The following is a 26,987-nucleotide window of genomic DNA, read 5'->3' as shown; positions in this document are numbered from 1 at the left end:
AAATCCATTAATGACAAAATGAAACATGACCATTCTTTCAGAGGCGAGTTTGGTTTGATACTGTTTAACAAAGGAGAGGAATGGGTGACGAGGAGTATTAAAAATCTCATCAGTTTAAGTGTTACTGTAACTTTAGTACTTATACTATGGTTTGGGCATAATCATTTATCAATTGATGATGAGTACAGTGCGCAAACACAATCTATGAGTGGTGAGCCAGTTATAGATACAAAGGGGGATGAAAATATGACAGAAGCATTTCAAAATATAAGTGATCTAGAACCTGAAAACGAATCAATAGAGCAAAGGGTAGATCGTAAATATGAGAGTAATGAATTTCAAGCAGGCATGAATCTATTGGTATATGGTCATCCTAATATTTCCGATGCCAAGAAACTGTTTAACCATTTAAATAGTTTAGGGATAAATAGTGTCACTATTACATTTCCATTTTATCAAAAAGATTGGCAAGCAAATCATGTGATGAGCGATCCTACAATTACACCTACTATTTCTGAATTAAAAAGTTTAATCCAAGAGGCTCATGCAGAAGAATTAAGTGTGATGATTCGACCTATATTAGACGAACAAAGTTTGATCACATCTGGGCATTGGAGAGGACAAATTCAACCAACAGATCCTAAAGAATGGTTTAATAGCTATCGTTCATTATTACTCAAATATGCTGAGTTGGCACAATCTAATAATGTTGAATTTTTTAATATAGGAACAGAGTTTAATTCTCTACAAAATCGATACAGTGATGAGTGGGTTAAACTTATTGAAGATTTACGTGAGAATTATAAAGGAGAATTAATTTATTCATTTAATTGGGATACGGTTCTGGATATTTCAACAATTGAGTTTGTTCAGTTATTAGATCATATAGGGATTGACGCCTATTATCCATTAGATGCTCCTGATGGTGCTAGTTTAGAGACATTAGAAAAAGCGTGGGGTAAATGGATAAGTGAATTGAAAACTTTAACCAATCAAGAATCAATTATAATCACAGAAGCAGGAATGATACCTGTTGATGGAGCCTATCGACAACCGTATGCATGGAGCATACCTGGTGGTAAGCTTGATAGGCAAGCTCAAGCTACTTACTATGAGGCAACATATAACGCCTTACGATCTGTAAGTAAAGGAATATATTGGTGGTGTGTTACATTGGATCAGGATCCGGGAGTAATAGACTATTCCCCGCTTAATTCACCCACAGAACAGGTAATTAAACAACATTTTTTAAAGGATTTTATAGGTGAGTGATCCAAATAAAGTACTTTTAGGTACACTTGAAGAATCAGCAAAGAGAAATGTGTGAATAATGCAAATATTATAATTGGATGTTAGTACCACACTTGAAATATAGAAAGAAAGACTCTTTTGGCTTTTGCCTTAGGGTCTTTTTTTCTTTTTTAGGTAATTTGTAACATTTTTTTGCTCGTCTCTTCATACCTATCATAGTGAGTTATAACAAACGGCTTGTATAGGTTAGGAGGCGCATATGAGTGAGGAGAAGTAAGAGAGGAAAGCTTTACACCATTATCATTATTTGGACCATCTTTTCACTAATATGTATAACGAATGTAAAAGCAGATAAAAGTTTGTTAGATAATAATCCGAAAGTATTGGTTGTGTTCTCTTCAAAGAGCGGTGAAGTTGATGAACACCAACGAATGTTAGATATGTTACTTGGTCATTTCACAGATAACATCATATTTAAAGCAAGCTCACAAGTGAACGAAGATGACTTGGATAAAGTGGATTATCTATTTTATTATGGTCAACAGAAGGAAGTACTGCCGAGAGCATTGGTAGATATAATTTCAAATTATGAAGGTACTATGGTCTCCATAGGTTACAATGCAGACCAGTTTGAAGAACGTTTTGCTTTTGTTGAATGGCTTTCAACCAATGCAGTCATTGAACAAGTGACTCTGCCTAATTTAGGTAAGAACTTTCCCTTTAATCCTCAATTAATAATAAACACAAACCTTGCAGTAGATTATGAAACAGAAACTTTATTATTAGGAAAAAATAAAAATCAAAGATTCCCTATGTTTGTCAAAAATCAAAATAACTATTATTTTGCTTCCAGTTTACTAAAACCCCCGTTTTCATTAGTTTTTGCAGAAGTACTTCATGAAGTTTTTGTAGAAGAACCTTTGACAAATTTTGGTGAGCACCCGGGTTATATTAGACTTGAAGATGTTCATCCAATGGTAGACCCAAAGGAAGTAATGGCTATCGCTGAAATATTATCAGAGAAAAACATCCCGTATATGGTTGCCGTCATACCTGTATATACAAATCCAGAAACAAAAAAACAATATCATTTTTCAGACTTTCCTGAATTATTAAAAGCGTTGAAATTCATGCAGGATAATGGTGGAAGTATCGTTTTACATGGCTATACTCACCAATTTAGATTAAGTGAAACTGGTGAAGGTTTTGAGTTTTGGGATGTTGAGCATAATATGCCGATTTATCATGAACAGGATGCTGAAGTTATTATAAAAATAAAAGAAGATTTTGATACTGAAGAAGAATATCAGCAATATCTAAGTTCACAAAAAGCATATGAAAGAAATTATATAGAAGGAAGATTAACAAGAGGCATTCAAGAGTTGGCTAACTATGGTTTATACCCTTTAGCTTTTGAAGCTCCTCACTACACCATGTCGCAACATGGCTATCAGGTGGCTTCTGAGTACTTCACGACCTATGTTGGTCAGACGCAATTAAGTGATCATGATTGGGAGATTATGACGGCCTCACCTTATATTACACATCCTACATTCTTACATGGAATGAAGTTATTACCAGAGACAATAGGTTATGTAAAGCCAGAGGACCCACAAGCGATAGAAAAGATGGTACAAAGTGCAGAAGATTATAAATTTGTTAGAAATGGAATGGTAGCAGGATTTTTTCATCCGTACCTTGGAGTAGAGTTGTTTAATGAATTTATTGAGGAGATAGAGAAAATTCCAGATGTGACTTGGATAGATTTGAAACAAATCGACAATAGAGTTCATACAGACTATGTTGATATTCGCTCTGAGGAGGGTGAAATCATTGTAGACATTAATCATAGCGGGCTTTTTATGTCTTCTTGGGGTTACCTCAACTATCATTTAAAGGTGATTCTCACAAGGGTACTATGGTGTCTAGCAGGTATAGGAGGATTGGCCATTTTAACCTTTATCTTCTATGTGATAATCAACAGCAAGGATCGAGCAAAAAGGGGTGATCAAGTTGGCTGAAAATCTTTTATACATTTCTTTGCTTATTATTTGGCTGATGTTATTTTACCATATGTTCTTAATGCAAGGGGGATATTTATTCTCCCGAAGATATAAAGAAATTAACGATTCATGTTTAGAAAATACACCTGTACAACCTTTAGTTAGTATCCTCATTCCAGCACATAATGAAGAAGTGGTTATCGAAGAGACAATTAAAGCTATGGTACGTTTAGACTATCCAAAGGATAAACTAGAAATTATTATAATCAATGATTATTCGTCTGATTTAACAGGTACGATTGCTGACGATTATGCTAGTGAACATACTTTTATTAAAGTCATTCACAACAAGCCCCCTTTTTCTGGAAAAGGAAAATCAGGGGCATTAAATATAGGACTTACAGATTCTTCAGGTGAAATTATTGTTGTTTATGATGCTGATAATACACCTGAACCAGAGGCAGTAAAAAAATTAGTTCTTGCTCTGCAGCATGATGAAAAAGCTGGTGCAGTTATCGGTAAATTTAGAGTGATCAATCATAATAAAAATTTACTTACTCGATTTATTAATATTGAAACGATTACTTTTCAGTGGTTAGCTCAAGCAGGGAGATGGTTTTGGTTTAAAATGACAACCATTCCGGGTACAAATTTTGCAATAAGAAGATCCATTCTTGAAGAACTAGGGGGCTGGGATATCAAAGCATTGTCGGAAGATACCGAGTTAAGTATAAGAGTCTATAATTTAGGTTATTATATTCGGTTCATTCCCACAGCAGTTACTTGGGAACAAGAACCTGAAATTTGGAAAGTATGGTGGAAACAAAGAACAAGATGGGCAAGTGGTAACATCTATGTACTTGGAAAGTATTTATTGCGATTTCCACAATTAAAGCATAAGAAAGTACTAATTGATTTAATCTACCTGCTATTAACCTATTTCTTGTTTTTTGGTGGAGTCCTACTTTCTCATGTAATTTTTGTGACCAATTTATTTATTGATTTGGAGTTATCAATTGGACTTGTTTCGTATGTATTGTTGGTAGTAGGCTTCTTACTATTTGTTACAGAAGTATTACTAGCGCTAAGCATGGAAAAAAATCAACTAAATCTAAGAAATTTTTTTACTGTATTGCTTATGTATTTCTTATATGCGCAAATTTGGCTATTTTTAATCTTGTATTCCGCGTTCAAGGAGTTTAAGCGCTTAATTTTTAAACAGGAAGTGAAATGGTATAAAACGCCACGTTTCAAAAAATCGTAGAATAAAGGTTAGTTTATAAATGAAAGTTTTAGTATGAGAAGCAATATAGATGTTATTGTTTTTCTCTAATCATTCAGATCTGCTAAGGTGAACCGTATTATAAATAACGGTTCACCTTAACTGTTATTTTGGAATAAAAGATGCTTTTCTGATAGAAAAAAGAGAAGTGTTAGGGTCTGTCTAACACTCTCAAAACAGTACACTTAATTAAGAGTAAAATATTTGGGTTGAAATGCTCGTTAAGAATGCCATCCTTTAGTTAAGCGTGGAGTATTCCGTTAGTCTAGCCTAACTCGCACTGCAAAAAAAGGAAGGGAACAGTATATGTTCCTTTCCTTTTTTTGCTGTTTTAACTTGAAGTATCTTTTTTCTTTGTTAATTGGTCTTTGTCCGTTGTTCCTGGTGTTTGTTCTAGCCATGCGTTATCGATCAAAATATCAGCCCCGTCTTTGGTATACTGAGCTACTTCTAGTGATAGGCGTTCATAATTTAAAGTGAGATCACTTCTTTGACTTACAGCAGCAGCCGTGGCGTAGTTTCCTGTTCCTGTTGCATTTAATAATGACATGTGAAACATTATTAATTTGTCGGAAAAAGGTGCTGTGGTGGAATCAGTTATGCAGATATCTGACGGCATAGGTGCGATTATATCGTTATTCAAAAGGATCTTTGTAAATATTTCAATATGCTTTTGTGATATATCCCTTCCTCTCAACATCCATTTGCGAATATTATTTCGTGATGTGGCTTGGGCGAAACTAGTAGCAAGTTTACTCCCAATAAGGTTAGTTTGAATGTTCAAAAACAAATGTGAGATCTCAATTGCATTTAGTGGTCTGTGTTTGTTAAAAGGAGATAACCCACTTAGATATTTCTTTGTGTCTATATAATCTGTCTCAGTTGGATATGGTATATAAGGGGCCCTAATGAATGTCCCTTTTGAAATAGCTACATTCGAACTTCGGGCGAATAACTCAGTGGTTTCATGGATACTTTCTATGAAGAAAGTTCTAATGTCGTTTCTAGCACTCATAGAAATGAATCCACTATTTGCAAGTAATCCAACTTTAGCCATGTGGTTGATATAAGTAAGCTTAAATGAATCAGTATACATGCGGGGTGCATTAAAATTCACATCATCATCATATGTAAACCCTGTTGGTGTCGGAATTTGTTCTTCTTGGAATATGGTAGTAAGTTTGTCTATATGAGCAGACGAAAGGTCATAGGAAAATTGAACAATAGAGCGGATTTCCTCATCTTCTACATGTTCTAGAAAATAACCTAAAATACACTTCGCCATACTATCATTCATGTAGCTAGTCCAAATTGATGCAATTTCAGCAGAAGTTAAATTTATTTGACGTTCGGGCATATATGATTCCCTCCAAAGGATAGTTATTCATGGTATGGTTTTTATCCTTTGCAAAAAAATCGCATATTATTCAGAATGGAGGGAGATATACCGTTCTAACAGATTCGGTTGATTTAATATTTGAAGGATAATATAAATGAAAATATACTATGGAGACAAAGTTGTTGTTTTATGAGAGGTTATTTATGTATTTTTTTACAATTAATAGTCGGTGGATCTATTCCTTCCGACACACAAGGAGGAGAGGCAAAATGGAAGTAGTATATTTTGCAGGTGGATGCCTATGGGGAGTACAAGCATTTATAAAAACTTTACCTGGTGTTACGTTTACAGAAGCAGGAAGAGCTAATGGAGCAAGCAATACACTTGAGAATAAGTATGATGGCTATGCGGAATGCGTAAAAACAGAATTCGATTCAAATGTTGTAACAATTAAAGAGCTAATGGACTACTTCTTTGAAATTATTGATCCGTATAGTATCAACCAACAGGGAGATGATGTTGGGGAAAAATACAGAACTGGCGTGTATAGTGAAGATCATAAACATTTAGAAGAGGCGAGGGTATTTATTAATGAAAGAAATGATTGTAACCGGATAGTTGTTGAAGTAGTACCACTTACAAACTATGTGAGAAGTGCAGAAGAACATCAAGATAGGTTAACTAAATGTCCAAGTGATTATTGTCATATTCCAACAGAGATATTAAATAAATATAAGAATTAAGAAGACAGGTAATCTATTACACTTATTCTTTAAATATGACTCTATGTACGAGACGTAAAACGGAGAAGGATTTTGGTGTCAGTCCCTCACTAAATACTTTAACGAAATGGGGGGCTGACACCATAGTCGTTACATTTACTGAACGTTAAGGAGTTACAAAACCAAATAAAAATTTTTAATCATTATTGTATATTTATACATAAAGATGATATATTATTAACTATTATAGTGAAGTGTAGCAAGTTCATTGAATAATATATACATATTTTGGGAACTGGAGGAGAGTAAAGTGGAAGTGAAAGTGAAAACAGTACAAGAGTCAAATCAACCTACATATGAAAAATCGTATAGCGCTAAACAGTATATGAAGTTTTGGTTGCCTTCGTTGATTGGGGTTTTGCTATTCTTAGTACCAATCTCTGTGAATGATAAGGTGACAATTGGATTAGGCGTGCTAGCAGATGCACTGCAGGGGGCCATTGCTGTCTTTATTCCACTCATTATGACGAGTGTGTTATGTATCTCTGCTATTGGTAGTTTAGTAGCAAAGGGGACGAATCTTCCATGGATAGAGAGAAGTGCTTTCTTAAAAGGATTATTTGACGTTTCTCCCGTGTGGTTCATTCTAAGAAGCATTGGTGCAGTTTTTGCCGTGCTAACATTGACACAAGTAGGCCCGGAATTTATATGGTCTGACTTTACCGGCGGAGTCGTTTTGTATGATCTGGTTCCTGTATTAATGGTTTGGTTTTTATTTGCTTGTTTATTTATGCCTCTTTTGCTTCAGTTCGGATTAATGGACTTTATCGGAACAATTGTACGTAAGATTATGTACCCTGTATTCAAATTACCTGGGCGTTCATCTGTGGATGCGCTAGCGTCTTGGATGGGGAGTGGAACAGTTGGCGTATTACTTACCACACAGCAGTATGAATCGGGGTACTACACGAAGCGTGAAGCGTCGGTTGTTGCTACGAATTTTTCGATTGCATCGATTGCCTTCAGTCTGGTTATTGCTAGGTTCTTAAACATCGATCATATGTTTATCCAATTTTATTTCACCGTCATTGTAACAGGGATTGTTGCGGCAGTTATTTGCCCTCGAATTCCTCCTCTTTCCTTAAAGAAGGATTCTTATTATGAGCCGGTTGGGAAACAAATTGATGAAGTAGTACCTGAGGGCGTGTCTAGCTTTCAATGGGGCGTACACAAGGCCGTTGAAAAAGCGAGCGAAGTAAAGAGTTATCGTAATGTAGTAAAGAGCGGTGTTAAAAATGTGATTGATATTTGGTTCGCTTTAATTCCGTTGGTCATGGCGCTTGGTACAATCGCACTGATTATTGCAGAGTTTACGCCACTGTTTAATTATTTGTCTTATCCGTTTGTACCGTTACTTCAGTTGTTGCAAATTCCTGAAGCAGAGGCAGCAGCTCCAGCGATGATCGTTGGTTTTGCTGATATGTTTTTACCAGCTGTTATAGGAAGTGGAATTGAATCAGAGCTGACTCGTTTTGTAATCGGGGTCATGTCCTTAACACAATTAATATACATGTCTGAAATTGGTATTCTATTATTAAAGTCAAAAATTCCGCTTTCTTTGTTTCAATTGTTTGTGATCTTCTTACAAAGAACGATTATTACGTTACCAATCACAGCAGCCATGGCTCATTTTTTGTTTTTTTAACAGAGATTTCAAATAAAGCACAAACTTAGCGGAGTATATTTCAGGAGCGGCTTATATGCACCGCCTATTATTTTATCTAACTTAAATTTTTCAAGAAAGTGTGGAGGGGTAAAAGTGATCGTTGAATTTTTTTTATCAGAAAATATAAAAGCAGCGCTTAAAAATGATCCTCCTGGAGAATGGATGCCAGCTTTACCAGAGAAATGCATCCGTCTTAGTTCGGGCTATCCTGAGCCATCGTTGGTGCCTGCAGACCAAATAAAAAAGTCGGTAGTCCGTCTATTGGAAGAAGAGAAGGATTTGCCACTTCATTATATTGGAAGTCCTAAGGTCGACCAATTGAAAGGGCAGATTCGGCAAAGACTGGCAGAGCGCGGGATGAATGTAAGCGAAGAGGAACTGTTACTAACTTCAGGAGCCTCTCAGGCCATTGATTTGATTGCGCGTATAGTAATTGATGAGCATTGTGTCGTTGCAGTAGAGTCACCGACATACATGGAAGCATTAGAAATCTTTCAAAACTATACGTCACACTTTATTAGCATTCCAGTCGATGAGCATGGGCTTCAAGCAGATCGTTTAGAGGCAATGCTTAAAGAGCGAAAAGAGAGTGGGCTGCCTCTTCCTCGTCTCCTCTATACCATTCCAACTTTCCACAACCCTACAGGTACGACGATGACGAGCGAACGCCGCAAGCATGTGATCGAACTAGCTGATCAATATAATTTTCTAATTCTAGAAGATGACGCTTATGGAGAATTATACTTTGGTCAACCAGAAGTTACGCTCAAAGCAATCGATTCCACCAATCGTGTCCTACATGTAGGTTCGTTATCTAAACTCGTTGCTCCTGGATTGAGAATAGGTTGGGTCGTGGCAGCAAAAGAGTTTATCACGGCCTTACAATGGTTTAAAAAAGATTTAGATCACCCGTTTTCACAAGCAACAATGGCTACTTATTTGGAAGAAACAAATCTAAGCGAACGTCTAAATACTTTACGAACTGCTTATGAAGCAAAGTGCGCGGTACTTGTTTCAGCGCTAGAACAACATATGCCAGACACGGTTTCATGGTATAGACCAAGAGGGGGATACTTTGTTTGGGTAATGGTAGCAGGTGTCGATACGTCAACATTATTAACTCAGGCTCTTGATGAGGGAGTATCGTATGTACCTGGAAAGTATTTCTGCTTACAGGAGCAAGAAGGGGCGTCATTCTTAAGATTGTCGTTTAGTTATGCCTCTAAAGAAGAAATCGTGGAGGGAGTTATGAAGCTCGCTCAATTGATAAAGGCATTCGAACAATAAATTCGGTGACTTAAGGATCGAGGAAGCTGTCTCGATCCTTAAGCTTCCTTACTTTGATAAGGAACAAAATAGATCCCATCATCATTCAGCCAGTCTGCATAGAGGACGTCCTCTGTTCGGGTAAATCCATGTGCAATAATTTGCTGAGTAAGCGAGTCTCTATTAGAACCTAGCTCGTTAAGATTATCTTCTATCACTTCGCCATCAGTAATAAGTGTCCTACAAAAGTAAGTCGGACTTGGTGGTAGATGTAAATCCTCGAGGGTAACCTTTTGGTACTTATTCTTTTTTAAGATGCTAATCGAGCCATTTGTCTCTAAAATAGCATAGGCTACTTCACGGAGGGAAAACGTTTCACTCTGTCTTAAGGAGCTAAGCAATTGATTAATATTCATTCGATTTTGTTTAAGTTGCTCGCGGTCAATCTTGCCATTTCGAATAATAATAGAAGGCTTTCATTCTAAGAGGCCCCTCTCAGTAGATAAACAAATCTATTATACTACTAGTAATGGTCAAGGAAGAAAGGTTTTATGCAACTTTTATGGATATTATTCTCCTTTTCCTATGCTATACTATTAGTATAATTGCTCTATTGGGGAGGCATCTCCTTTTTAATTGGTTTAACACTAATAAAGAAAGATAATCATGTGATTTATCAATGATTATCCTTACGTAATGGGCTAGGTCCGTGCTGGAAATATAGGTTTGAACGAACGAAAGCCTTGATTCTTTGATATGCTGAGTTAAGGCTTTAGTTTCTAAGGGTTTTGGAATGGAGATTTCTCTTTTATTCTATCTTTAAGTAGTTTATAATTATCAGATAAATGGTAATTATTTAACCTAAATAAATAGTAGACTATAATATGGTTATAAAATGAGACAGAAAAGATGTATTCCGAGGTGGCGCCTACATCCTTTCTGCAAATCTTAAGCGATGAGGAAGGTTATAATGAGCGACATTCAGAATGAAACAGACGTTATCTTAATTGGTGCTGGAGTCATGAGCGCGACTTTGGGTTCATTACTGAAAGAGTTAGCACCGGAATTGAACATTGAAGTGTTTGAGAAGCTAGAAGAAGCGGGCGAAGAAAGTTCTAACGTGTGGAATAATGCTGGTACTGGACATGCGGCACTTTGTGAGCTGAACTACACAAACGAAAAAGCGGACGGAACGGTAGATATTAGTAAAGCTATTAAAATCAATGAACAATTTCAAGTCTCAATGCAATTTTGGTCGTATCTTGTAAATAACAAGCTAATTGAGAAGCCAGAGGACTTTATTAAACCTTTGCCTCACATGAGTTTAGTCCAAGGCGAAAAGAATGTAGCTTTTTTAAACAATCGTTATAAAGCGCTTTCAAATAACCCGTTGTTTCAGGGCATGGAATATTCAGATGACCCTAATATTTTGAAGCAATGGCTTCCACTAATTATGACAGGCCGCACGACAAATGAGCCGATCGCAGCAACAAAGATCGACACTGGAACAGATGTTAACTTTGGTGCGTTAACGCGTATGCTGTTGGAACATTTAGAGAACGAAAATGTAAATATACATTATAAACATAGTGTCGACAATATTAAGCGAACTAAAGATGGCATATGGGAATTGAAAGTGCGAAACCTCTATAACAATGAAGTCGAACGCCATACCGCAAAATTCGTCTTTATCGGAGGCGGTGGAGGAAGTCTGCATTTATTACAGAAATCTGGTATTCCTGAAGGCAAAGGAATTGGTGGTTTCCCGGTAAGCGGACAATTCTTAGTATGTAACAATCCAGAAGTGATCGAGCAGCATCATGCCAAAGTATATGGTAAAGCCCCTGTGGGAGCTCCACCAATGTCTGTTCCACATCTGGACACTAGATATATCGATGACAAGAAATCAATGTTGTTTGGACCGTTTGCTGGCTTCTCACCAAAGTTCCTAAAACATGGTTCGATATTGGATTTGTTAACTTCGGTCAAGCCGAGCAACGTAGTCACGATGTTAGCAGCAGGTGTCAAAGAAATTCCATTAACAAAATATTTGATCGAGCAAGTGATGTTATCAAAGGAACAACGTATGGATGCTTTACGTGATTTTATCCCGAATGCCAAAAGTGAGGATTGGGATCTGGTTATAGCAGGCCAGCGTGTACAAGTGATCAAAGATACGGATGAGGGAGGCAAAGGAACTCTTCAACTTGGTACAGAAGTTGTTAGTTCTGCTGATGGGTCGATCGCAGCATTACTTGGTGCATCTCCGGGTGCTTCTACAGCTGTTCATGTCATGATAGAGGTGTTGAAAAATGGTTTTCCGCAACGGATCGAAGAGTGGGAACCGAAACTTAAGGAAATGATTCCTTCCTATGGTCTATCGTTAATGGATAACCCAGAGCTCATCAAAAAAATCCATGCTTCAACTGCGGAGACGCTTCAATTAACCGACCTAAAAGCAGAAATATTGAAAAGCGAGACTCGCATGTCAGTACAAGCATAAATGGCTTAACAGCTATTTATGCTTTTTCCTTTCTCCAAATTAAAGAACGGCAACAGTGTGCCCCTAAGCTAATTAGTATATTTTCATATCAAACGTATGTATGCTAAACGAAAGGAAAAAAATTTCGGAGGTGTTTGTATGACGAAGCAATCAAAACGCATGATTCGTGATCATTGGAAAGTGAAGTATAACAATAATGGCTATCCCCATGTTCAACAAGGGTGGGTCTTGCCTCCTGAACGGATGAGTGAGTACGATCCATTTGTATTAATGGCAGATGACTGGTTTAAGAGAGGAACATTCTCAGATCATCCTCATAGGGGGTTTCAAACGATTACGTATGTAATTGATGGACGACTGGAACATACAGATAATCAAGGGGGACATTCTGTTTTACATGCTGGTGATGTGCAGTACATGAATGCTGGTAGTGGAGCGCGACATGCGGAAGAGGCTGTAGACAATGATTTAATACACACGCTTCAACTATGGCTCAACTTGCCTAGAGATTTAAAGCAATCAGACCCATTTTATCAAAATGTACTTGTAGAAGATGCACCAAAGGTAGAAATAGAAGGTGGCTACATTCGTATCTACTCAGGAACCACTGAACAAACGACAGGACCTATGAACTCCCGCGTTCCGATTAATATGTTTGAGCTTTATTTAGCCGAAGGTGAGACGTATTGTTTGGAGCTTCCGAAAAAACACAATGGACATGTGTACATGCTTCAAGGGGAGATGACATTTGGAATGGATGTGTCGCTTACGAAATCAGAGGTCGGGTTACTTGCTCATGATGAAAATGCAACCGATCAAGAAACCGATGTTCTAGAAGTGAAGGCGAAAGAACGATCTCGAGTGTTGATTTATACAGGGAAGCCAATCAAGGAACCGGTTATCGCACGCGGACCTTTTGTTATGAATACAGAAGAGGAGATTCATGAAGCCTTTCAAGACTTCCGATTAGGAAAATTTGGACCATCTTCTCAATCGTGATGTAGAAAGAGGCAAGGATTAAAGAAATTGTTTAACTGAAAATCTGAACAATCTGCCAGTTTAGCCGATGAAATATACGTAGACTCTAGCAGAATGAAAGCAACGGTGAGACACCACTTAATTGGTATTGCTCGTGTAGATTGTACCCGTAAGCTGGAGTAGTTTATATAAAAATTAAAGTGTAGCAAGAGCAGAATATCGAATTTAACATTTATCATACAAAACTAGTAAATGCATTTTAAGAGTGAGTGAAGGAGTAAGGTATGAAAAAAAGTATCAGGAACCAAGGGATTATAATGTTTTCAGAAGAAGACGAACAAGAGAGGCTTCAAGAGCTTCACTCCTTACAGCTTGTTGATACGGAGGCAGAGGAATCTTTTGACCAGATAACGCGCTTAGTTGCTGATATTTTTCAGGTGCCGATCTGCCTCGTGTCGTTGGTTACAGAGGATAGGCAGTGGTTTAAGTCATGTGTAGGGGTTGATTTTAGAGAGACGGGAAGGGAAGTTGCCTTTTGCCAGTATGTCGTGGCAACGAGAGAGACCATGGTTGTGGAGGACACACTTATAGATGACCGTTTTCGAACTAATCGACTTGTAATTGAAGAGGGCATTCGATTTTATGCGGGTGCTAAATTAATGACCAAGAAAGGCAATATTTTAGGAACGCTATGTATCATTGACAATCAGCCTAGAGTTTTTTCTGCGGAAGAACGCACGAAGTTAGAAAATCTTGCGGAGTGGGTCTTGACTGAGATTGAGCTTAGAGAGGCGATTCGTGTTCAAAAGCAGAAGCACGAGGCCCTACAAAAGGATATAAAATGGGCTGGCGACTTGCAACAGCAGCTACTACCAGATGACTTTACCAATGAGTATATAAAAATGAAAAGTTTGTATCTCCCCTCTGAATTAGTTAGCGGAGATTTCTATGATTATAAATGGATAACAGAAGATCGAATGTTTGGCTATCTAGTGGATGTAATGGGGCACGGTGTACCAACTGCCTTACAAACATCAGCAATTCGTGTCCTCTTTGCTCAAGCATTGGATGAAAACACAGCTTCTTTAGGAGATTTAATAAGTTCAATTAATCGCGCTAGTATGCCCTTTATGCCTGAAGGTTACTATTTCACAGCCTTTTGTTTTGAGTTTAATTTTAAGGATAAGAAACTAGCATATGCATGTGGCGGGATTAACCGATTTTTTAGTAGCACATTAGCTAGTGGACAAAAGGAGCACCTAGTCCCCGGCACCTTACTGGGTATGTTTCACCAGGCAAGTTTTGATGAACATAGAGTAGATTTTATCAAAGGCGATCAATTTATCTTTAGTACAGATGGTTTTACAGATCTACTATCATCTGATGAGGTATGGCCAAAAGGTCTTAGAAAGCCAGTTGAGGTCGTTTTAAAAACAAATAAAGAAAAATTGCTATCAAAGGCCCGTAAAGATGATGCAACGGCTCTTTTTATAGAGATAATGTAATGGTAAGGCTTCTATTTCAGCTACTGAAAAGAAGCCTTTTTTGTTTGATAAGGTACGTTATAGAACCCATTATTGTAGAGCCAGTTAGCATAAAAAAGCTGTCATTTGACAGCTTTTTTCTCTATTTTTACAACTAACTTATCTCACTAAACTCATACTGCGGCAACACAATTCTAAAGGTCGTGCCTTCCGGACTACTCTTGAGTACTTTAATCTCACCGCGGTGCTCAAAGATAATCTTGCGTACGAATGGCAATCCTACTCCCATGCCTAATTGTTTGGAAGAGAGAAATGGATCAAAGATGGATTCCCATTGATGCTCTGGGATCCCTTCCCCTGTATCGCTGAGATCAATGAGGATCTGATCTCCTATAACTTGTGTCTGAATCGTAATTAAACGGGAATCTTTCTGACCATCAATCGATTCGCAGCTGTTTTTGATGATGTTAATGAACACTTGTTTTAAATATGTTTCATTAATAAATGCCTTTAATGGCCTTTGATTTTGTATGAACTTAATGGTGACATGGTTTTCTTTAAGTATTTCTGATGTGATTTCTATTGCTGAAATAATGGTTGAGTTCATATCTCGAAGTTTGAACTCAATGGTTTTTGTATTAATATAGTCAGAATAACTATTCGTTAGATTATCGAGCTGTGATGTGGCATTTTGTACTTTTTCAATCATCAGCTTGCCTTGTGAAGATAATTGTTCTTCACGAGGTAGGAGTTGTGAATAGGTCTTAATAATTTGTAAATTATTTTTCACTTCATGAATTAAACTGGCGGATAAATCACCGGTGTAATTAAGTTTCTTTTGTCGCTCTAACAAACGATTATACTTAATCGTTATTAGATTATTCATTCTCACAAAAGAAAAAATGATAATCGACGAGAAAACAATGACCCCAATGCTACTAACTACAGCACCTGTTCCTGGAATGAAATTAATAAAACCTGTGATAAAGAGCAAAAGAGAGCAAATAGAAAAGGTCTGTAAAAATGATTGGAATTGCATATTTCTCATTCTAGTTGATACGACGATAATGAACAGCAATAAGGCGAGAAACATACTAGTATGAATTAAATATAGAAAATGATAGTCACCATAAACCGGGAAGAAGAGATTGATATCAGAATTAGAAATATGAACAATTCTTAACCCGGAAACTCCAAAATTAGTCCAATTAAGGAAGTAAATAAAGATACTCCAAAGAATAAATACCTTAAGTACCTTTGCATTTATAATAAGTCTAGTAAACTTATACCATTTCCGTGTTGCAAAGTTCAAAGCATACTTATTAAAAATCACATAAGCTAAGTAAAATGTGATAGGAACGATAAACGTTGGACCCATCCGAAATAATCGAAAAAGCCATAATATCCAATCTTCTGGAAGGAATGATTTTAAATAAAGAACTCCAATGTCTATTTGCCAAAAACTAAGCGACATCATAAATAATAAAAGGATAATACCAAGTTCAGACCCTTTATAGATTCTAATCGTATTAATAGCTAGTACTAAAGGAATAAGTCCTATTGCTATAATAAGTAAAGAGATAATCATAACTATACCTTTCCTGGGTAACCCATCACGTAGGCACAAGCATTATTACCACCGTAACCATGAGTAGTGATAGCTACTTCACGAATCTCTTTTACTTGTGTGGTCGTAACAATGTTCATCTCTTCAAAACCCAATTTATTAGTATGAATGGTTGGGGGAATAAAATTGTTATTAATGCTCAATAAAGCAGAAATGACTTGTATAATACCGATAGCTCCTAAAGGGTTACCTATCATACTTTTAATGCTAGTATAAGGAACTTTGTGATTAAATAAAGCCTTTGAACATTGCTTTTCAATTAAGTCATTTATCTGGATACCAAGAGCTTGGCTATTGATATAGTCGGGTTTCCTATGTTGAGTCACATCTTTTAGGGCTGCTAACATTTGAGTGCCGGTTTCTTCTTGAGTGAACAGGTATGTGCCGTCATTATTGGATGAAACACGATTAATTTCCCCTAAGATCTTAGCATTTCTTTCTAGTGCGACCTCTTGTCTTTCAAGGATAATGAAACCTGCACCTTCTGAAAGTGCAAACCCTTTACTAGAGGATTGAAAGGCAACAGCCCCTTCATCAATAGATTGATTTAGTGGTAGAACTCTTGTTTTTGCAAAGCCATAGGTTGCTACTTCTGTAATAGGAGAGTCACTTCCACCAACAATGGCATAGTCTATCTGACCACTTTTTAAATAAACAACAGCATCTTGTAAAGCCTCTAAACTCGACGTACAGCCAGTTGAAATGGTTTTGGTAATTCCTTTTACGCCTAGAAAGTAAGCAATAGCAGAGGTAATACTATGGTAATTAGCATAGTGACCAAATGTGACAGGTATTTTTTTGTGATTTTTCATTTTAGCATATACAATCGCTTCTTGAAAAATATCCTCTTGAATGTTTCCAACAGATGTTCCGAAGAAAATGCCAACTTTTTTATTTTCAAGTGAGTCTAAATTGGCACTTTTAAGTGCTTCTACACCTGCTTCGATACCAAGAATAGTTGTTCGAGATAATCTCTTGTATTTAGGATCCGCTAAATTATCAAGTAACCCATCATCGATTACTCCTATAATAGTAGATTCACCTTTAGGGGTAAGTTGATCATCTAATTGTAAACAATGAATGCCTTCTTTTAAGTTGGTTAAAAACTGTTTAATATTAGGCGTCTTAGGTGCTTTAATGCCGTAGCCTGTAACGACAACTTTATTCATATAGGTATCAAACCTTTCAACATGAGCAGTTTACAGATATCTGAAGGGATCTTTCAATTGTACTCAAAGGCGGTTAACAAAAGGCCTTAAGGTGTATATTACTTATTGCCTATTATAACGTAATTTTATTAGAAACACATTTATTTTAAGAAGAATGCTATGTATATCGAATGATCCCATGGTTGAATGGAAAGAAACAAAAGGGACAGTCAATTGACCATCCCTTTCCCTCATTTTATTACACTCGAACGTCTGCTAATAGCGCTTCAATATCATGTTCCATATCAATCGGGTCGGTTGTACTTTCGAAGCGTTTAATAACCTCGCCTTCTGAATCGATTAGGAATTTTGTGAAGTTCCATTTAATTGAATGATCATCTAATAAATATTCAGGATGCTTATCGTTCAGTAAAGGAATGAGAATCTTTGAAACTGGGTGAAACTTATTAAACCCTTCAAATTTCTTCTGATGGGATAAGTATTTAAATAAAGGGTGGATACCAGTATCACGCACTCTAGTTTTTTGGAATAGAGGGAAGCTAACACCGTAATTCAGCATACAATTTGTTTGAATCTTATCATTTTCATCAGGCTCTTGATTATCAAATTGATTACAAGGGAACCCTAAGATGACAAAGCCTTTATCTTTGTAACGTTCATATAATTTCTGAAGATCACTATATTGATAGGTAAATCCGCATCTTCCTGCTGTGTTGACAATTAGTACGACTTTCCCACTGTATTCATCTAATGACTTTTCACGACCGTTCATCGCAACTGCAGAAAATTGATAAATGCTCACGTACATTCCTCACTTCGTTTTATTAGGTATTTTGACTTAGGATTATCATATCACCACCTACTTATAATTAGCTAATGATTTGCCTCTTTTGCTTTGGGGTACAAGTTCAGTGTAAACTTTTGAATAGAGTCAAAAAAAGAAAGTGGAGGTCGAGTATGAAGCTTAACAATAAGAAAATCATTCAACTTGTTAGTAAAGACTTTGAAGACTTAGAGTTATGGTATCCGGTTTTGCGTTTACGGGAAGAAGGGGCAACGGTGGATATAGTGGCTGATAAGGCCAATGAAACGTACATAGGGAAGTACGGCGTTCCCATTCAATCGGACTATGCTTTTGATGATATTGATCCGAATGAGTATGACGCGATACTAGTTCCTGGTGGTTGGTCACCTGACTTGCTTAGAAGATTTGACAGTGTGCTAAATATGGTCAGAGTAATGGATAAACAGAAAAAGCCAATCGGCCAAATTTGTCATGCTGGTTGGGTACTTATTTCAGCTAATATCCTTCAAGGTAAAAAGGTGACTAGCACACCTGGTATTAAGGATGATATGACGAACGCAGGCGCTACCTGGATAGATAAGCCAGTCGTAGTTGATGGACACATTATTTCAAGCCGCCGTCCGCCAGACTTACCAGACTATATGCGCGAGTTTATTGATGCTTTATCAAAAAAATAAAAACACGGGTTTTCTTTTCGATCTATGAAAAAGAAAACCCGTGTTTTTTTGAGTAATAATATATCCATATGTTGAATTTTATGGTAATTTCAAATAAGTAAATAGTCCTTACGAGGGTGTAAGTAGGTGGATGATTAATGGGGGCAACGGTAGATCTTAACTCTTTTATAAAAAGAAGAAATCGATTAATGCTAATCGTCTTATGGGTTTCTTATTTACTGACGATGATCATTTATGTTGGTTTCGATCCTCTTTACTCTTCATCATGGCCTCCGGTGGGAATCGGTATGTTGGTTGTGTTGACGATTTTAAGAAGGGTGTTAAAAAATGAAGTGTGGATGATGTATCTCATTTCATCTTTAATTTTTGTGTACCTATTTTGGCTAAATATTGAGTATCCTTATTTAGTAAATTATATCTATATCTTGCTGGGAGTGATCTTGACTTCTTTGTATCAACAATACGGGGTGACAATCTTTTCTGGAGCGCTCGCTACTTTTTCATTAACGTATTTTTACTTATTCCATTTTGATGATATTTTTAACAGTATAGAGCCAGTTGATATAGGTTACTTTATTGTCCTGGCTGTAATGATTGTGATATTTTTCTTATTTCATATAAAATTCACTAAAAGCTTATGGGTTCGTGCGCAGATTGGTGAGAATCGCGCGAAAGAAAAGTTACAATCAACCGAAAGCTATTTAAGGGCCTTCTTTAAACAAACGAAAGATGCCATTGTTGTGTATGATTTAAATGGTAGGATCATTAATGTGAATGATTCTTTTTGTCGCTTGTATGGTTGGGAGTATGAAGCACTCATGCAGACAAAGATCTCACAAGTTATCCCTCTTGATTGGGAAGAAACGATGGAAATAGAGACGCAGCATCTTCAGAAAGAAGGGCATCCTCTTATTGTTGCTAAATCTACTTCATTGATTAAAGATCTTACAGGAGAGCCGGTTGCTTATTTGATGTTAATTAGGGATGTTTCAGAGCAAAAGATGACCGAGGACAAGTTGAGGCAATCTGAGAAATTAAAAGTAGTTGGAGAATTAGCTGCGGGTATTGCTCATGAAATCCGAAATCCTATTACCGTTTTATCGGGCTTTACACAGTTAATGGGGGAAGAAAATCATTATAAAGGGCTAATGCAGACAGAGCTAAACCGTATTGACGGGATTGTTGATGAGCTGTTAGTTTTGGCAAAGCCTAGAGCTATGGAGTTATCTAGATTTTCACCAAAAGATGTATTAGATGAAGTGCTAGAATTGTTTCATTCAATTTGTGAAAATCAACAGGTTCGCATCCAGTGGAATCGTTGCGATCAGACAATCATACAAGGAGATCGTAATAGGTTGAAACAAGTTATCATGAATGTTTTCAAAAATGCTCTTGAAGCGATTGGGTTTGAAGGAACAATTGAAATAGATGTGATCAAGCGTGAATCTGATGTACAGATCGAAATTGCCAATGACGGCCCATTTATTCCTGTAGAAGTTTTACGTGAAATTGGAAAACCATTTTACACGACAAAAAATACAGGAACTGGCCTTGGTTTAATGATCTCTACTACGATCATGAAAGAGCATAATGGTTGTTTTGATATCGGAAATAGAGCTTCAGGAGGCGTTGTTGTCACGCTTAGTATTCCAACGGTTGACTGAAAATAGAGGTTCTTTCAATCTGAATATACAACAATTGGGATTGTCAAGCGTTTTGGCAATCCTTATAATAGTTTAGGGTACTTTTTAGCCGACGAAGGTTGAGATGAAGGTTTGAATATGAGACAATGTACTGATGATGTGAATGCAACTACTGACATATAGATATATTTATTTTGAAATGAGGGTACAGCATGCATAAAGAATCGATTTATGGCTTGACGATTGAGCAACTTACAGAATGGTTATTAGAGCGTGGGCATAAGAAATTCCGTGCAACGCAAGTATGGGACTGGCTATATCGCAAACGTGTAACAAGCTTTGCTGAAATGAACAATGTAAATAAGGATTGCTTAGAGCTATTAGAAGAGAACTTTGCGATCCAAACGTTAACAGAACATGTGAAACAAGAGTCTTCGGACGGTACGATTAAATTTCTGTTTAAACTTTACGATGGAAATTTAATTGAGACGGTGCTAATGAAACATAAGTACGGGTTATCTGTTTGTGTCACAACGCAGGTAGGTTGTAACATTGGCTGTAGTTTCTGTGCGAGTGGGCTATTAAAGAAAAGTCGTGACCTTTCAAGTGGAGAGATCGTTGAACAGATCATGAACGTTCAGCAACATCTAGACACAGTTGGAAATGAAGAAAGAGTTAGTCATATTGTTGTCATGGGGATTGGTGAGCCATTTGATAACTTTGAGAATATGGTTGATTTCTTAGGAGTGGTAAAAGATCATAAAGGTCTTGCAATCGGTGCCCGACATATTACTGTTTCAACAAGTGGTTTAGCTAATAAGATTTATGAGTTTGCAGATTTACAGCTTCAAGTAAACTTAGCGATTTCATTACACGCTCCAAACAATGAACTAAGAACAAGAATCATGAAAATCAATAAGGCGATTCCGATTGAAAAGCTTATGGATGCGATTGATTATTATCTTGAAAAAACAAACCGTAAAATTACGATTGAGTATATCCTTTTAAAAGGTGTGAATGATCAACGTGAACATGCTAAAGAGTTAGCGAGATTATTTAAAGATAAACGCCGCCTGACGTATGTTAACTTGATCCCTTATAACCCGGTTGATGAGCACGGACAATATCAACGAAGCATCCAAGAAGATATTCTAGGATTTTATGATGAGTTGAAGAAAAACGGAATTAACTGTGGTGTTCGTCTTGAGCACGGAACAGATATCGATGCAGCTTGCGGTCAGTTAAGAAGTAAACAAATTAAAAAAGACAAGCCAAAAGCAAAGGCATAAGAAAAAGTTGAAGCGTACCCTCATTAATTGAGGGTACGCTTCTTTTTGAGTTATTACTGTTCTCTTTCAGCAATTTCTAGACCTCTCTGTTTTAATAAATAGAGTGCAGCTTGTCTAAAGGTACGGAAGGTCTTCACATCTGTCCGAACACCTTGCCCAACAAACTCGCGAATCATTGGGATAGGGAAGCCGACATAGACAGATACAGCCCCAATTAAGGCTATAGTGTCAGAAAGAGTTTTAATTTGATTTATGAGCTGCTCAGGGTCTTTCAACGACATGGCACTGAAATCGAATACAACAGACTCTACACCATTATTCGAGCACTCATGTGACAGTTTTTGTTGCAACTTGTCAAGACGAGCAGTATCGTACGTGCCAATAAGAGGAACAAGTAGAGAATCTTCGACGACCATCGGTAAAATAGGGGTGCTAAGTTCATCAATAAGCTTTTGGTTATCTTGATTCACCTGTTCTTGCTCTGTTACATCATCCCATGTAAGAATATAACCTACTTTTTCATCAAATTCATTGATAAATTGAGTCACAGAAATATCGGCGGAATACTTATTAAAGATATGTATTCTTGATTTATATGGAAGATGATGCTTAAGAATTTTCTCCTGATAAGCACTTTTAGAATGAAAAAGTGAAAGGTGTGTTCCAATCATATCTTCAGACCGTGTTAAATGAATATCTTCTTTAATTGAAGTAATCAGTTGATGAGCAGCTTCGTTCATCCAAACAATAAAAAAATCATTGTCTGCGACAAAAATATTTTCTTTGAGACTATTAAGAGCAGCAATGGTTTCTTTTTGAATAAGAATGTTAACAGTGGACATGTTGCTCCTCCTCTAAAGGTTAGTGTCAAGCATATTATAGCAATAAACGACGGTAAATAGATAGTTAGTGCTAAGGGAATGAGCATAGATGGAATGAAAGCAGGTTATGCTAGTCACTCTAAACGACAAAATGCGTATGATGCCCACATACTAATTAGTATAAACTATACTTTTTATTAAGGGTAAAGTTAATTGAAATGAAATTGTGTTTATGGGATAGACATTAAAGTAATAGCCCCTCAACCAACTAATTATTTCAATTATTTCACAATATAATCCATATTTAATGTGGTGAAACCCTTTATGGTCAAGGACTCAGTAAAAACATAGCATATATTTAGAAACTCTAAATAAAGTTAGTGAATATCATAGTATATTTAGCAAGATATAGTTTCTAAAAATAATGATAATATAAAATTTTCTGTTAATGGTGTTTACAAAAACTTAATAATGTAGTATTTTTGTATGTGTCAAAGAGACTATTTTAGAGGGGGATGTCATGATTAAGAGTAAATTTTTAAGAGCGGGTGTATGTTCGATTGCTATGGCGTTAGCTCTAGTAGGTTGTGCAAGTGAACCAACATCGAATGAAGGAACGAACGATGAGGCAAGCGAAAATGCTGCAGAGGGTGGCGGAGATCTGATTGTAGCTGTATTGTCTGATGCATCATCACTTGATCCACATACTTCAAGTGATGTACCAAGCGGTAATGTACAATCTAATATTTACCAAACGCTAGTGAAGTATGACACAGATATGGAATTAGAACCGTTACTAGCGGAAGAGTGGGTAGCCGTCGAAGAAGATGTATGGGAATTCAAACTACGTGAAGGTGTCACATTCCACGATGGTTCAGAGTTTAATGCAGAAGTGGTAAAGGCGAATATTGAGCGCATTTTATCAGAGACAACCGCTTCACCACGTGCAATCTTATTTGAAATTGTTGAAGAAATTACAGTGGTTGATGATTATACTGTACGTTTCAAAACAGAGCAACCATTTGCCCCATTACCAGCTCACTTAGCTCATTATGCATCTAGCATGATCAGTAAAGACGTCATTGATGGTGACAATGAAGCGATAGAAGCTGGAGAACAACCAGGTACATATGTTAATGAGAACCCTATGGGTACGGGATTCTTCTCATTTGAAAGTTGGGATCCAGGTAATCAATTAGTTCTAAACAATAATGAAGATTATTGGGGTGAGCTGGCTCGTGTAGATACTGTTACATTCAAAGTTGTTCCTGAAGATTTAACTCGTATTGCCGAGCTTGAGACGGGTACAGCGCATATCATTGATCCTGTACAACCAAGTGACTTAAGTCGTATCGAGCATAACGATGGAGCGGAAGCCTACATTCGTAATGCTGCTAGTATTACTTACTTAGGTTTCAATATGAATAAAGAGCCATTCGATAACAAATTAGTGAGACAAGCCATCGCAAAAACATTAGACAAAGAAGCGATGTTAAATGGTATTTTAGATGGTACAGGTGAGGCAGCTATCGGTCCTGTAAACAACACGAACTTTGGTTTCAGTGAAGATGTAGAGGCGCTTGAGCGTGATCCAGAGCGTGCAAAAGAGCTATTAGCTGAAGCAGGTTACCCAGATGGATTCAGTTCAACGATTTGGACGAATGATAACCGTGAACGCATTGATATTGCCGAGCTTACACAAGCAAGTTTAGCGGAAATTGGTGTTGATGTTGAAATTCAAGTAGTTGAATGGGGAGCTTACCTAGATGCTACTAATGCAGGAGAGCATGATATGTTTATCCTTGGTTTATCTTTAGGTACAGGCGATGCTGATTATCCAATGCATATGTTGTTCCACTCAGACAGTATTGGTTCAGGAAACCGTGTATTTATGGATGACGAAGCATTCAATGAGAAGTTGTATGAAGCACGTATCGAACAAGATGAAGATACGCGTTTACAAATGTATGTTGAAGCGACGAACTACTTAAATGAAGAGTCACCAATGGCATTCCTTTATCACCCATCGCACATTATGGGAGTAGGGGAAGGCGTGGAAGGTTTTTGGTCGGACGCATCAGGTGTCTACCAACTACAAGACGTAACCATTCAATAGGAAGTAACACGAAGCTAGAGGTCTCAAGTAGATCTCTAGCTTCTTTTTGTATAGATAAAAGTAATAGGAAAGTATATAACGGGAATATAGACAAGTGGTACATTATTAACGCAGTACTAATAATGAAGATTAGCTAGGGAGTAGTTTCGAACGGCGTAAAAACGACTAGTTTATCTACGTTTACAAATTTGTTTACAAGTATACATTATGAAAACATTTTGAATACAAAAATGTATACTTGTGTACAAACTCGAACACATGGCGTTGTAACAGCATGTGTACATTTGAAAATACATGTATACAAAAATGTACACATGTGAGCGATTTTGCATACAACTTATGGGTGATTGACGAAAGTGGGTAGCTAGTATACTCTGAAGCTAGATGGTAAAAGTTAGATTATAAGCCATTAATTTAGAGTGAAAGGTTTGATGTATGAGATGACACAATCTAGAGTCGCTGCAATTGATGTAGGAAATGATTCTGTAAAAGCACTATTTGGAAAAGCAGATTTCGAATTGACGATACCGAATGTTATAGCTAGAGATACAGAAGATCGACCTGTTATTGGAATTGAAGAGTTGAATGAAAAAGATCCTTTAGATGGAATACATATACGCGTGCATTCACCTGCATTGCAAGAGAATAATGTCATTTATCGTGTAGGAAATTTAGCGACAAAAAGTGACAATGCTTCTGAACTAGACCCAGGGAGTAGTAAGTCAGAGGAAGATCAAACATTAGTCATGCTATTTGCTTCACTTGCTCTTGACGCTGTTCGTCCAGAAAACGGAGAACAGTTTAAGAAGTCGAATCAAGTAGTAGAAGCGAATTATACACTTGGGACGGGATTACCTCTTCGCGAAGTGAAAGAAGGAAAAGATGCAGGGTATCGTTCTCAATTACTTAGCTCTGTACACCAAGTAGAATTTTTAGTGACACCTAAGTATCAAGGTCTTAAAGTAAATATTCGTTTTGATCAAGTGAAAGTGTATCCAGAAGGGTTCGCTGCGTATATTAACCTTGTAATGGATAAAGATTTAAATATCATTAATCGTGAACTTATTGATAAAAGAATTCTTATTCAAGATATCGGTGGTTTATCAACAGATATCGCTGTAATTAAAAATCGTAATGTTGATGATGATAAGGCGCAAGGTTTTAACCTTGGTGTGTCTGAGTCACTAGAGGCGATCCGTGAAGAAATCCGCACGAAGCACGGTGTGGAGCTTGATAGCCGTCGTGATGTGGTTGACATAATCACGAAGAAACAAGATCGAAATCATATCATGGTTAAAGGAAGTCGTACGAGTGTTCATGATATTACAGATCGCATTTTATTTGACCTAGCGAAAAAGCAGTATCGTCATTTGCGTAATGTGTGGCAAAAGAACTCTCAAACTGAGATTTGTTACTTTGTTGGTGGCGGTGCAATGGTATTAAAAGAATATCTTAAGACACTCAACAACACTTTAGACGGGTACAACATTGCTTTCTTTGAAGATGAGAAAGAAAGTATCTGGATGATGGCGAATGCTTACTATAAGTTAGTGGCTGACTATGCACGTAAAAACAACCAAGTCGCTGCTACAACCGATTCAAAGACAGAGAAAAAATCAGGTAAGAACTAGTAGGGCGATCTGATGAAAAAAACGGGGTCAACAGGGATTGAAAGAGGACAGGCGATTACGTTTCGCCTTCCCTCTGATACACCTGATCATATACTACGCCAACTTCAGACACTTAAAGACACTGAAAGAAGAAACTTCTCTAGTAAGATCGCCGAGTTTGTATTAGAAGGAACGAGCAATTCCCTTGCAAAAGACAGAGAAACAATTACCATTCCACTACCGAAGCAGTTAACTAAAGAGCAACGGAATTGGATTAAGCACTCTCACTCAGAAGCTCTCTTAGGTAGCATCGTGTATCAATTGCTTGCTGACCCAGTTCGTGCGACTTCTGTTCTTGCTTCGTTAAATAGCGGAGCACTCAATATTGATGAAGCTCTTTATTTACAAGAAGAAACGGAAGCGGTCACGAAAGACGAACTAGTTGAGCAGGAGCTAGCAGAAGAGCAACAAGCAGTTTCAACGGATGAGGACTTGATGAGTGTCGATTGGACTCAAGTCATGCAAGAGCAAGCAGCGACAACAGAAGAAGAGCCTGAGGAAGAAGATGTAGATGATTTACTTGGAGATTTTCTTTCTAAAATGAATAGATAAAAACCAGCTTCCCTGCCTGCGAATCGGTCGTGGGAAGCTGGTTTTTTTGCGTGGTTAAGAGATC

The 26,987-nt window shown here is 37.1% G+C and carries 21 protein-coding genes; 15 read left to right on the top strand and 6 right to left on the bottom strand.

The window, feature by feature from the left end; genetic code table 11:
- The first annotated feature begins 84 nt into the window (after positions 1-84).
- From CDZ88_RS14955 to CDZ88_RS14945, 3 genes are all read left to right on the top strand, one after another.
- Positions 85-1,272 carry a glycoside hydrolase family 113 gene (locus tag CDZ88_RS14955; protein WP_100374302.1) on the top strand — a complete coding sequence of 396 codons (1,188 nt, stop codon included), beginning with the start codon at positions 85-87 and terminating at the stop codon, positions 1,270-1,272.
- Positions 1,273-1,514: 242 nt separating this feature from the next.
- Positions 1,515-3,272 (top strand): DUF2334 domain-containing protein, encoded by a 1,758-nt coding sequence (locus tag CDZ88_RS14950; RefSeq protein ID WP_100374301.1) that lies wholly within the window; start codon positions 1,515-1,517, stop codon positions 3,270-3,272.
- On the top strand, positions 3,265-4,518 hold the full coding sequence (locus CDZ88_RS14945) for a glycosyltransferase family 2 protein (protein ID WP_100374300.1): 1,254 nt from the start codon (positions 3,265-3,267) through the stop codon (positions 4,516-4,518). Before CDZ88_RS14950 ends, CDZ88_RS14945 begins: the two co-directional genes overlap by 8 nt.
- 349 nt (positions 4,519-4,867) lie before the next feature.
- Here CDZ88_RS14945 and CDZ88_RS14940 read toward each other — a convergent pair whose 3' ends face one another.
- Positions 4,868-5,893 carry a DUF3231 family protein gene (locus CDZ88_RS14940; RefSeq protein ID WP_100374299.1) on the bottom strand — a complete coding sequence of 342 codons (1,026 nt, stop codon included), beginning with the start codon at positions 5,891-5,893 and terminating at the stop codon, positions 4,868-4,870.
- A 251-nt stretch (positions 5,894-6,144) separates the two neighbouring features.
- On the opposite strand from CDZ88_RS14940, the gene CDZ88_RS14935 reads away from it, so the two are divergent.
- The 3 genes from CDZ88_RS14935 to CDZ88_RS14925 all read left to right on the top strand — a co-directional run bounded on the left by CDZ88_RS14935 (position 6,145) and on the right by CDZ88_RS14925 (position 9,610).
- On the top strand, positions 6,145-6,618 hold the full coding sequence (locus CDZ88_RS14935) for a peptide-methionine (S)-S-oxide reductase (RefSeq protein ID WP_100374298.1): 474 nt from the start codon (positions 6,145-6,147) through the stop codon (positions 6,616-6,618).
- Positions 6,619-6,982: 364 nt separating this feature from the next.
- Positions 6,983-8,302, top strand: coding sequence for a YjiH family protein (locus CDZ88_RS14930; RefSeq protein ID WP_100374722.1), 1,320 nt, complete (start codon positions 6,983-6,985; stop codon positions 8,300-8,302).
- A 114-nt stretch (positions 8,303-8,416) separates the two neighbouring features.
- Positions 8,417-9,610 carry an aminotransferase-like domain-containing protein gene (locus tag CDZ88_RS14925; RefSeq protein WP_232718673.1) on the top strand — a complete coding sequence of 398 codons (1,194 nt, stop codon included), beginning with the start codon at positions 8,417-8,419 and terminating at the stop codon, positions 9,608-9,610.
- Between the two features lie 38 nt (positions 9,611-9,648).
- Here the strand turns inward: CDZ88_RS14925 and CDZ88_RS14920 are convergent, their stop codons facing one another.
- A complete protein-coding gene (locus CDZ88_RS14920; protein ID WP_332849233.1) occupies positions 9,649-10,053 on the bottom strand; it encodes a DUF421 domain-containing protein in 405 nt (134 codons plus the stop codon).
- Positions 10,054-10,559: 506 nt separating this feature from the next.
- On the opposite strand from CDZ88_RS14920, the gene CDZ88_RS14915 reads away from it, so the two are divergent.
- The 3 genes from CDZ88_RS14915 (at position 10,560) to CDZ88_RS14905 (ending at position 14,575) form a co-directional block, all read left to right on the top strand.
- The gene (locus tag CDZ88_RS14915) at positions 10,560-12,092 is read left to right on the top strand and encodes a malate:quinone oxidoreductase (RefSeq protein ID WP_100374296.1); all 1,533 of its coding nucleotides are present in this window, start codon (positions 10,560-10,562) and stop codon (positions 12,090-12,092) included.
- 138 nt (positions 12,093-12,230) lie between these two features.
- Positions 12,231-13,091 carry a pirin family protein gene (locus CDZ88_RS14910; RefSeq protein ID WP_100374295.1) on the top strand — a complete coding sequence of 287 codons (861 nt, stop codon included), beginning with the start codon at positions 12,231-12,233 and terminating at the stop codon, positions 13,089-13,091.
- Between the two features lie 263 nt (positions 13,092-13,354).
- Positions 13,355-14,575 (top strand): PP2C family protein-serine/threonine phosphatase, encoded by a 1,221-nt coding sequence (locus CDZ88_RS14905; protein ID WP_100374294.1) that lies wholly within the window; start codon positions 13,355-13,357, stop codon positions 14,573-14,575.
- Between the two features lie 133 nt (positions 14,576-14,708).
- Here CDZ88_RS14905 and CDZ88_RS14900 read toward each other — a convergent pair whose 3' ends face one another.
- The 3 genes from CDZ88_RS14900 to CDZ88_RS14890 form a co-directional block, all read right to left on the bottom strand.
- Complete coding sequence (locus CDZ88_RS14900) at positions 14,709-16,142, bottom strand: sensor histidine kinase (protein WP_100374293.1); 1,434 nt, start codon at positions 16,140-16,142, stop codon at positions 14,709-14,711.
- A gap of 2 nt (positions 16,143-16,144) precedes the next feature.
- Positions 16,145-17,350, bottom strand: coding sequence for a beta-ketoacyl synthase N-terminal-like domain-containing protein (locus CDZ88_RS14895; protein ID WP_100374292.1), 1,206 nt, complete (start codon positions 17,348-17,350; stop codon positions 16,145-16,147).
- 238 nt (positions 17,351-17,588) lie between these two features.
- Positions 17,589-18,152, bottom strand: a complete 564-nt coding sequence (locus CDZ88_RS14890; protein WP_100374291.1) for a glutathione peroxidase — start codon at positions 18,150-18,152, stop codon at positions 17,589-17,591.
- 155 nt (positions 18,153-18,307) lie between these two features.
- On the opposite strand from CDZ88_RS14890, the gene CDZ88_RS14885 reads away from it, so the two are divergent.
- The 3 genes from CDZ88_RS14885 to rlmN all read left to right on the top strand — a co-directional run bounded on the left by CDZ88_RS14885 (position 18,308) and on the right by rlmN (position 21,764).
- Entirely contained in the window at positions 18,308-18,832 is a 525-nt protein-coding gene (locus tag CDZ88_RS14885) for a type 1 glutamine amidotransferase domain-containing protein (protein WP_100374290.1), read from the top strand.
- Positions 18,833-18,969: 137 nt separating this feature from the next.
- Positions 18,970-20,496, top strand: coding sequence for an ATP-binding protein (locus CDZ88_RS14880; RefSeq protein ID WP_100374289.1), 1,527 nt, complete (start codon positions 18,970-18,972; stop codon positions 20,494-20,496).
- A 191-nt stretch (positions 20,497-20,687) separates the two neighbouring features.
- A complete protein-coding gene (gene rlmN, locus CDZ88_RS14875) occupies positions 20,688-21,764 on the top strand; it encodes a dual-specificity RNA methyltransferase RlmN (protein ID WP_100374288.1) in 1,077 nt (358 codons plus the stop codon).
- A 53-nt stretch (positions 21,765-21,817) separates the two neighbouring features.
- Here the strand turns inward: rlmN and CDZ88_RS14870 are convergent, their stop codons facing one another.
- Entirely contained in the window at positions 21,818-22,606 is a 789-nt protein-coding gene (locus CDZ88_RS14870; RefSeq protein WP_100374287.1) for a hypothetical protein, read from the bottom strand.
- A 499-nt stretch (positions 22,607-23,105) separates the two neighbouring features.
- On the opposite strand from CDZ88_RS14870, the gene CDZ88_RS14865 reads away from it, so the two are divergent.
- The 3 genes from CDZ88_RS14865 (at position 23,106) to CDZ88_RS14855 (ending at position 26,923) form a co-directional block, all read left to right on the top strand.
- Positions 23,106-24,701 carry a glutathione ABC transporter substrate-binding protein gene (locus tag CDZ88_RS14865; RefSeq protein ID WP_100374286.1) on the top strand — a complete coding sequence of 532 codons (1,596 nt, stop codon included), beginning with the start codon at positions 23,106-23,108 and terminating at the stop codon, positions 24,699-24,701.
- Between the two features lie 440 nt (positions 24,702-25,141).
- The gene (locus CDZ88_RS14860; RefSeq protein WP_100374720.1) at positions 25,142-26,332 is read left to right on the top strand and encodes a ParM/StbA family protein; all 1,191 of its coding nucleotides are present in this window, start codon (positions 25,142-25,144) and stop codon (positions 26,330-26,332) included.
- A gap of 12 nt (positions 26,333-26,344) precedes the next feature.
- Entirely contained in the window at positions 26,345-26,923 is a 579-nt protein-coding gene (locus CDZ88_RS14855) for a hypothetical protein (protein ID WP_100374285.1), read from the top strand.
- The last annotated feature ends 64 nt before the right edge of the window (positions 26,924-26,987 follow it).

Source organism: Bacillus sp. FJAT-45037, from assembly GCF_002797325.1.
Taxonomy (GTDB): Bacteria; Bacillota; Bacilli; order Bacillales; family Bacillaceae_D; genus Alkalihalophilus.
The sequence above is the reverse complement of the archived record's forward strand: the minus strand, read 5'-3'. Positions and strand labels throughout refer to the sequence as shown.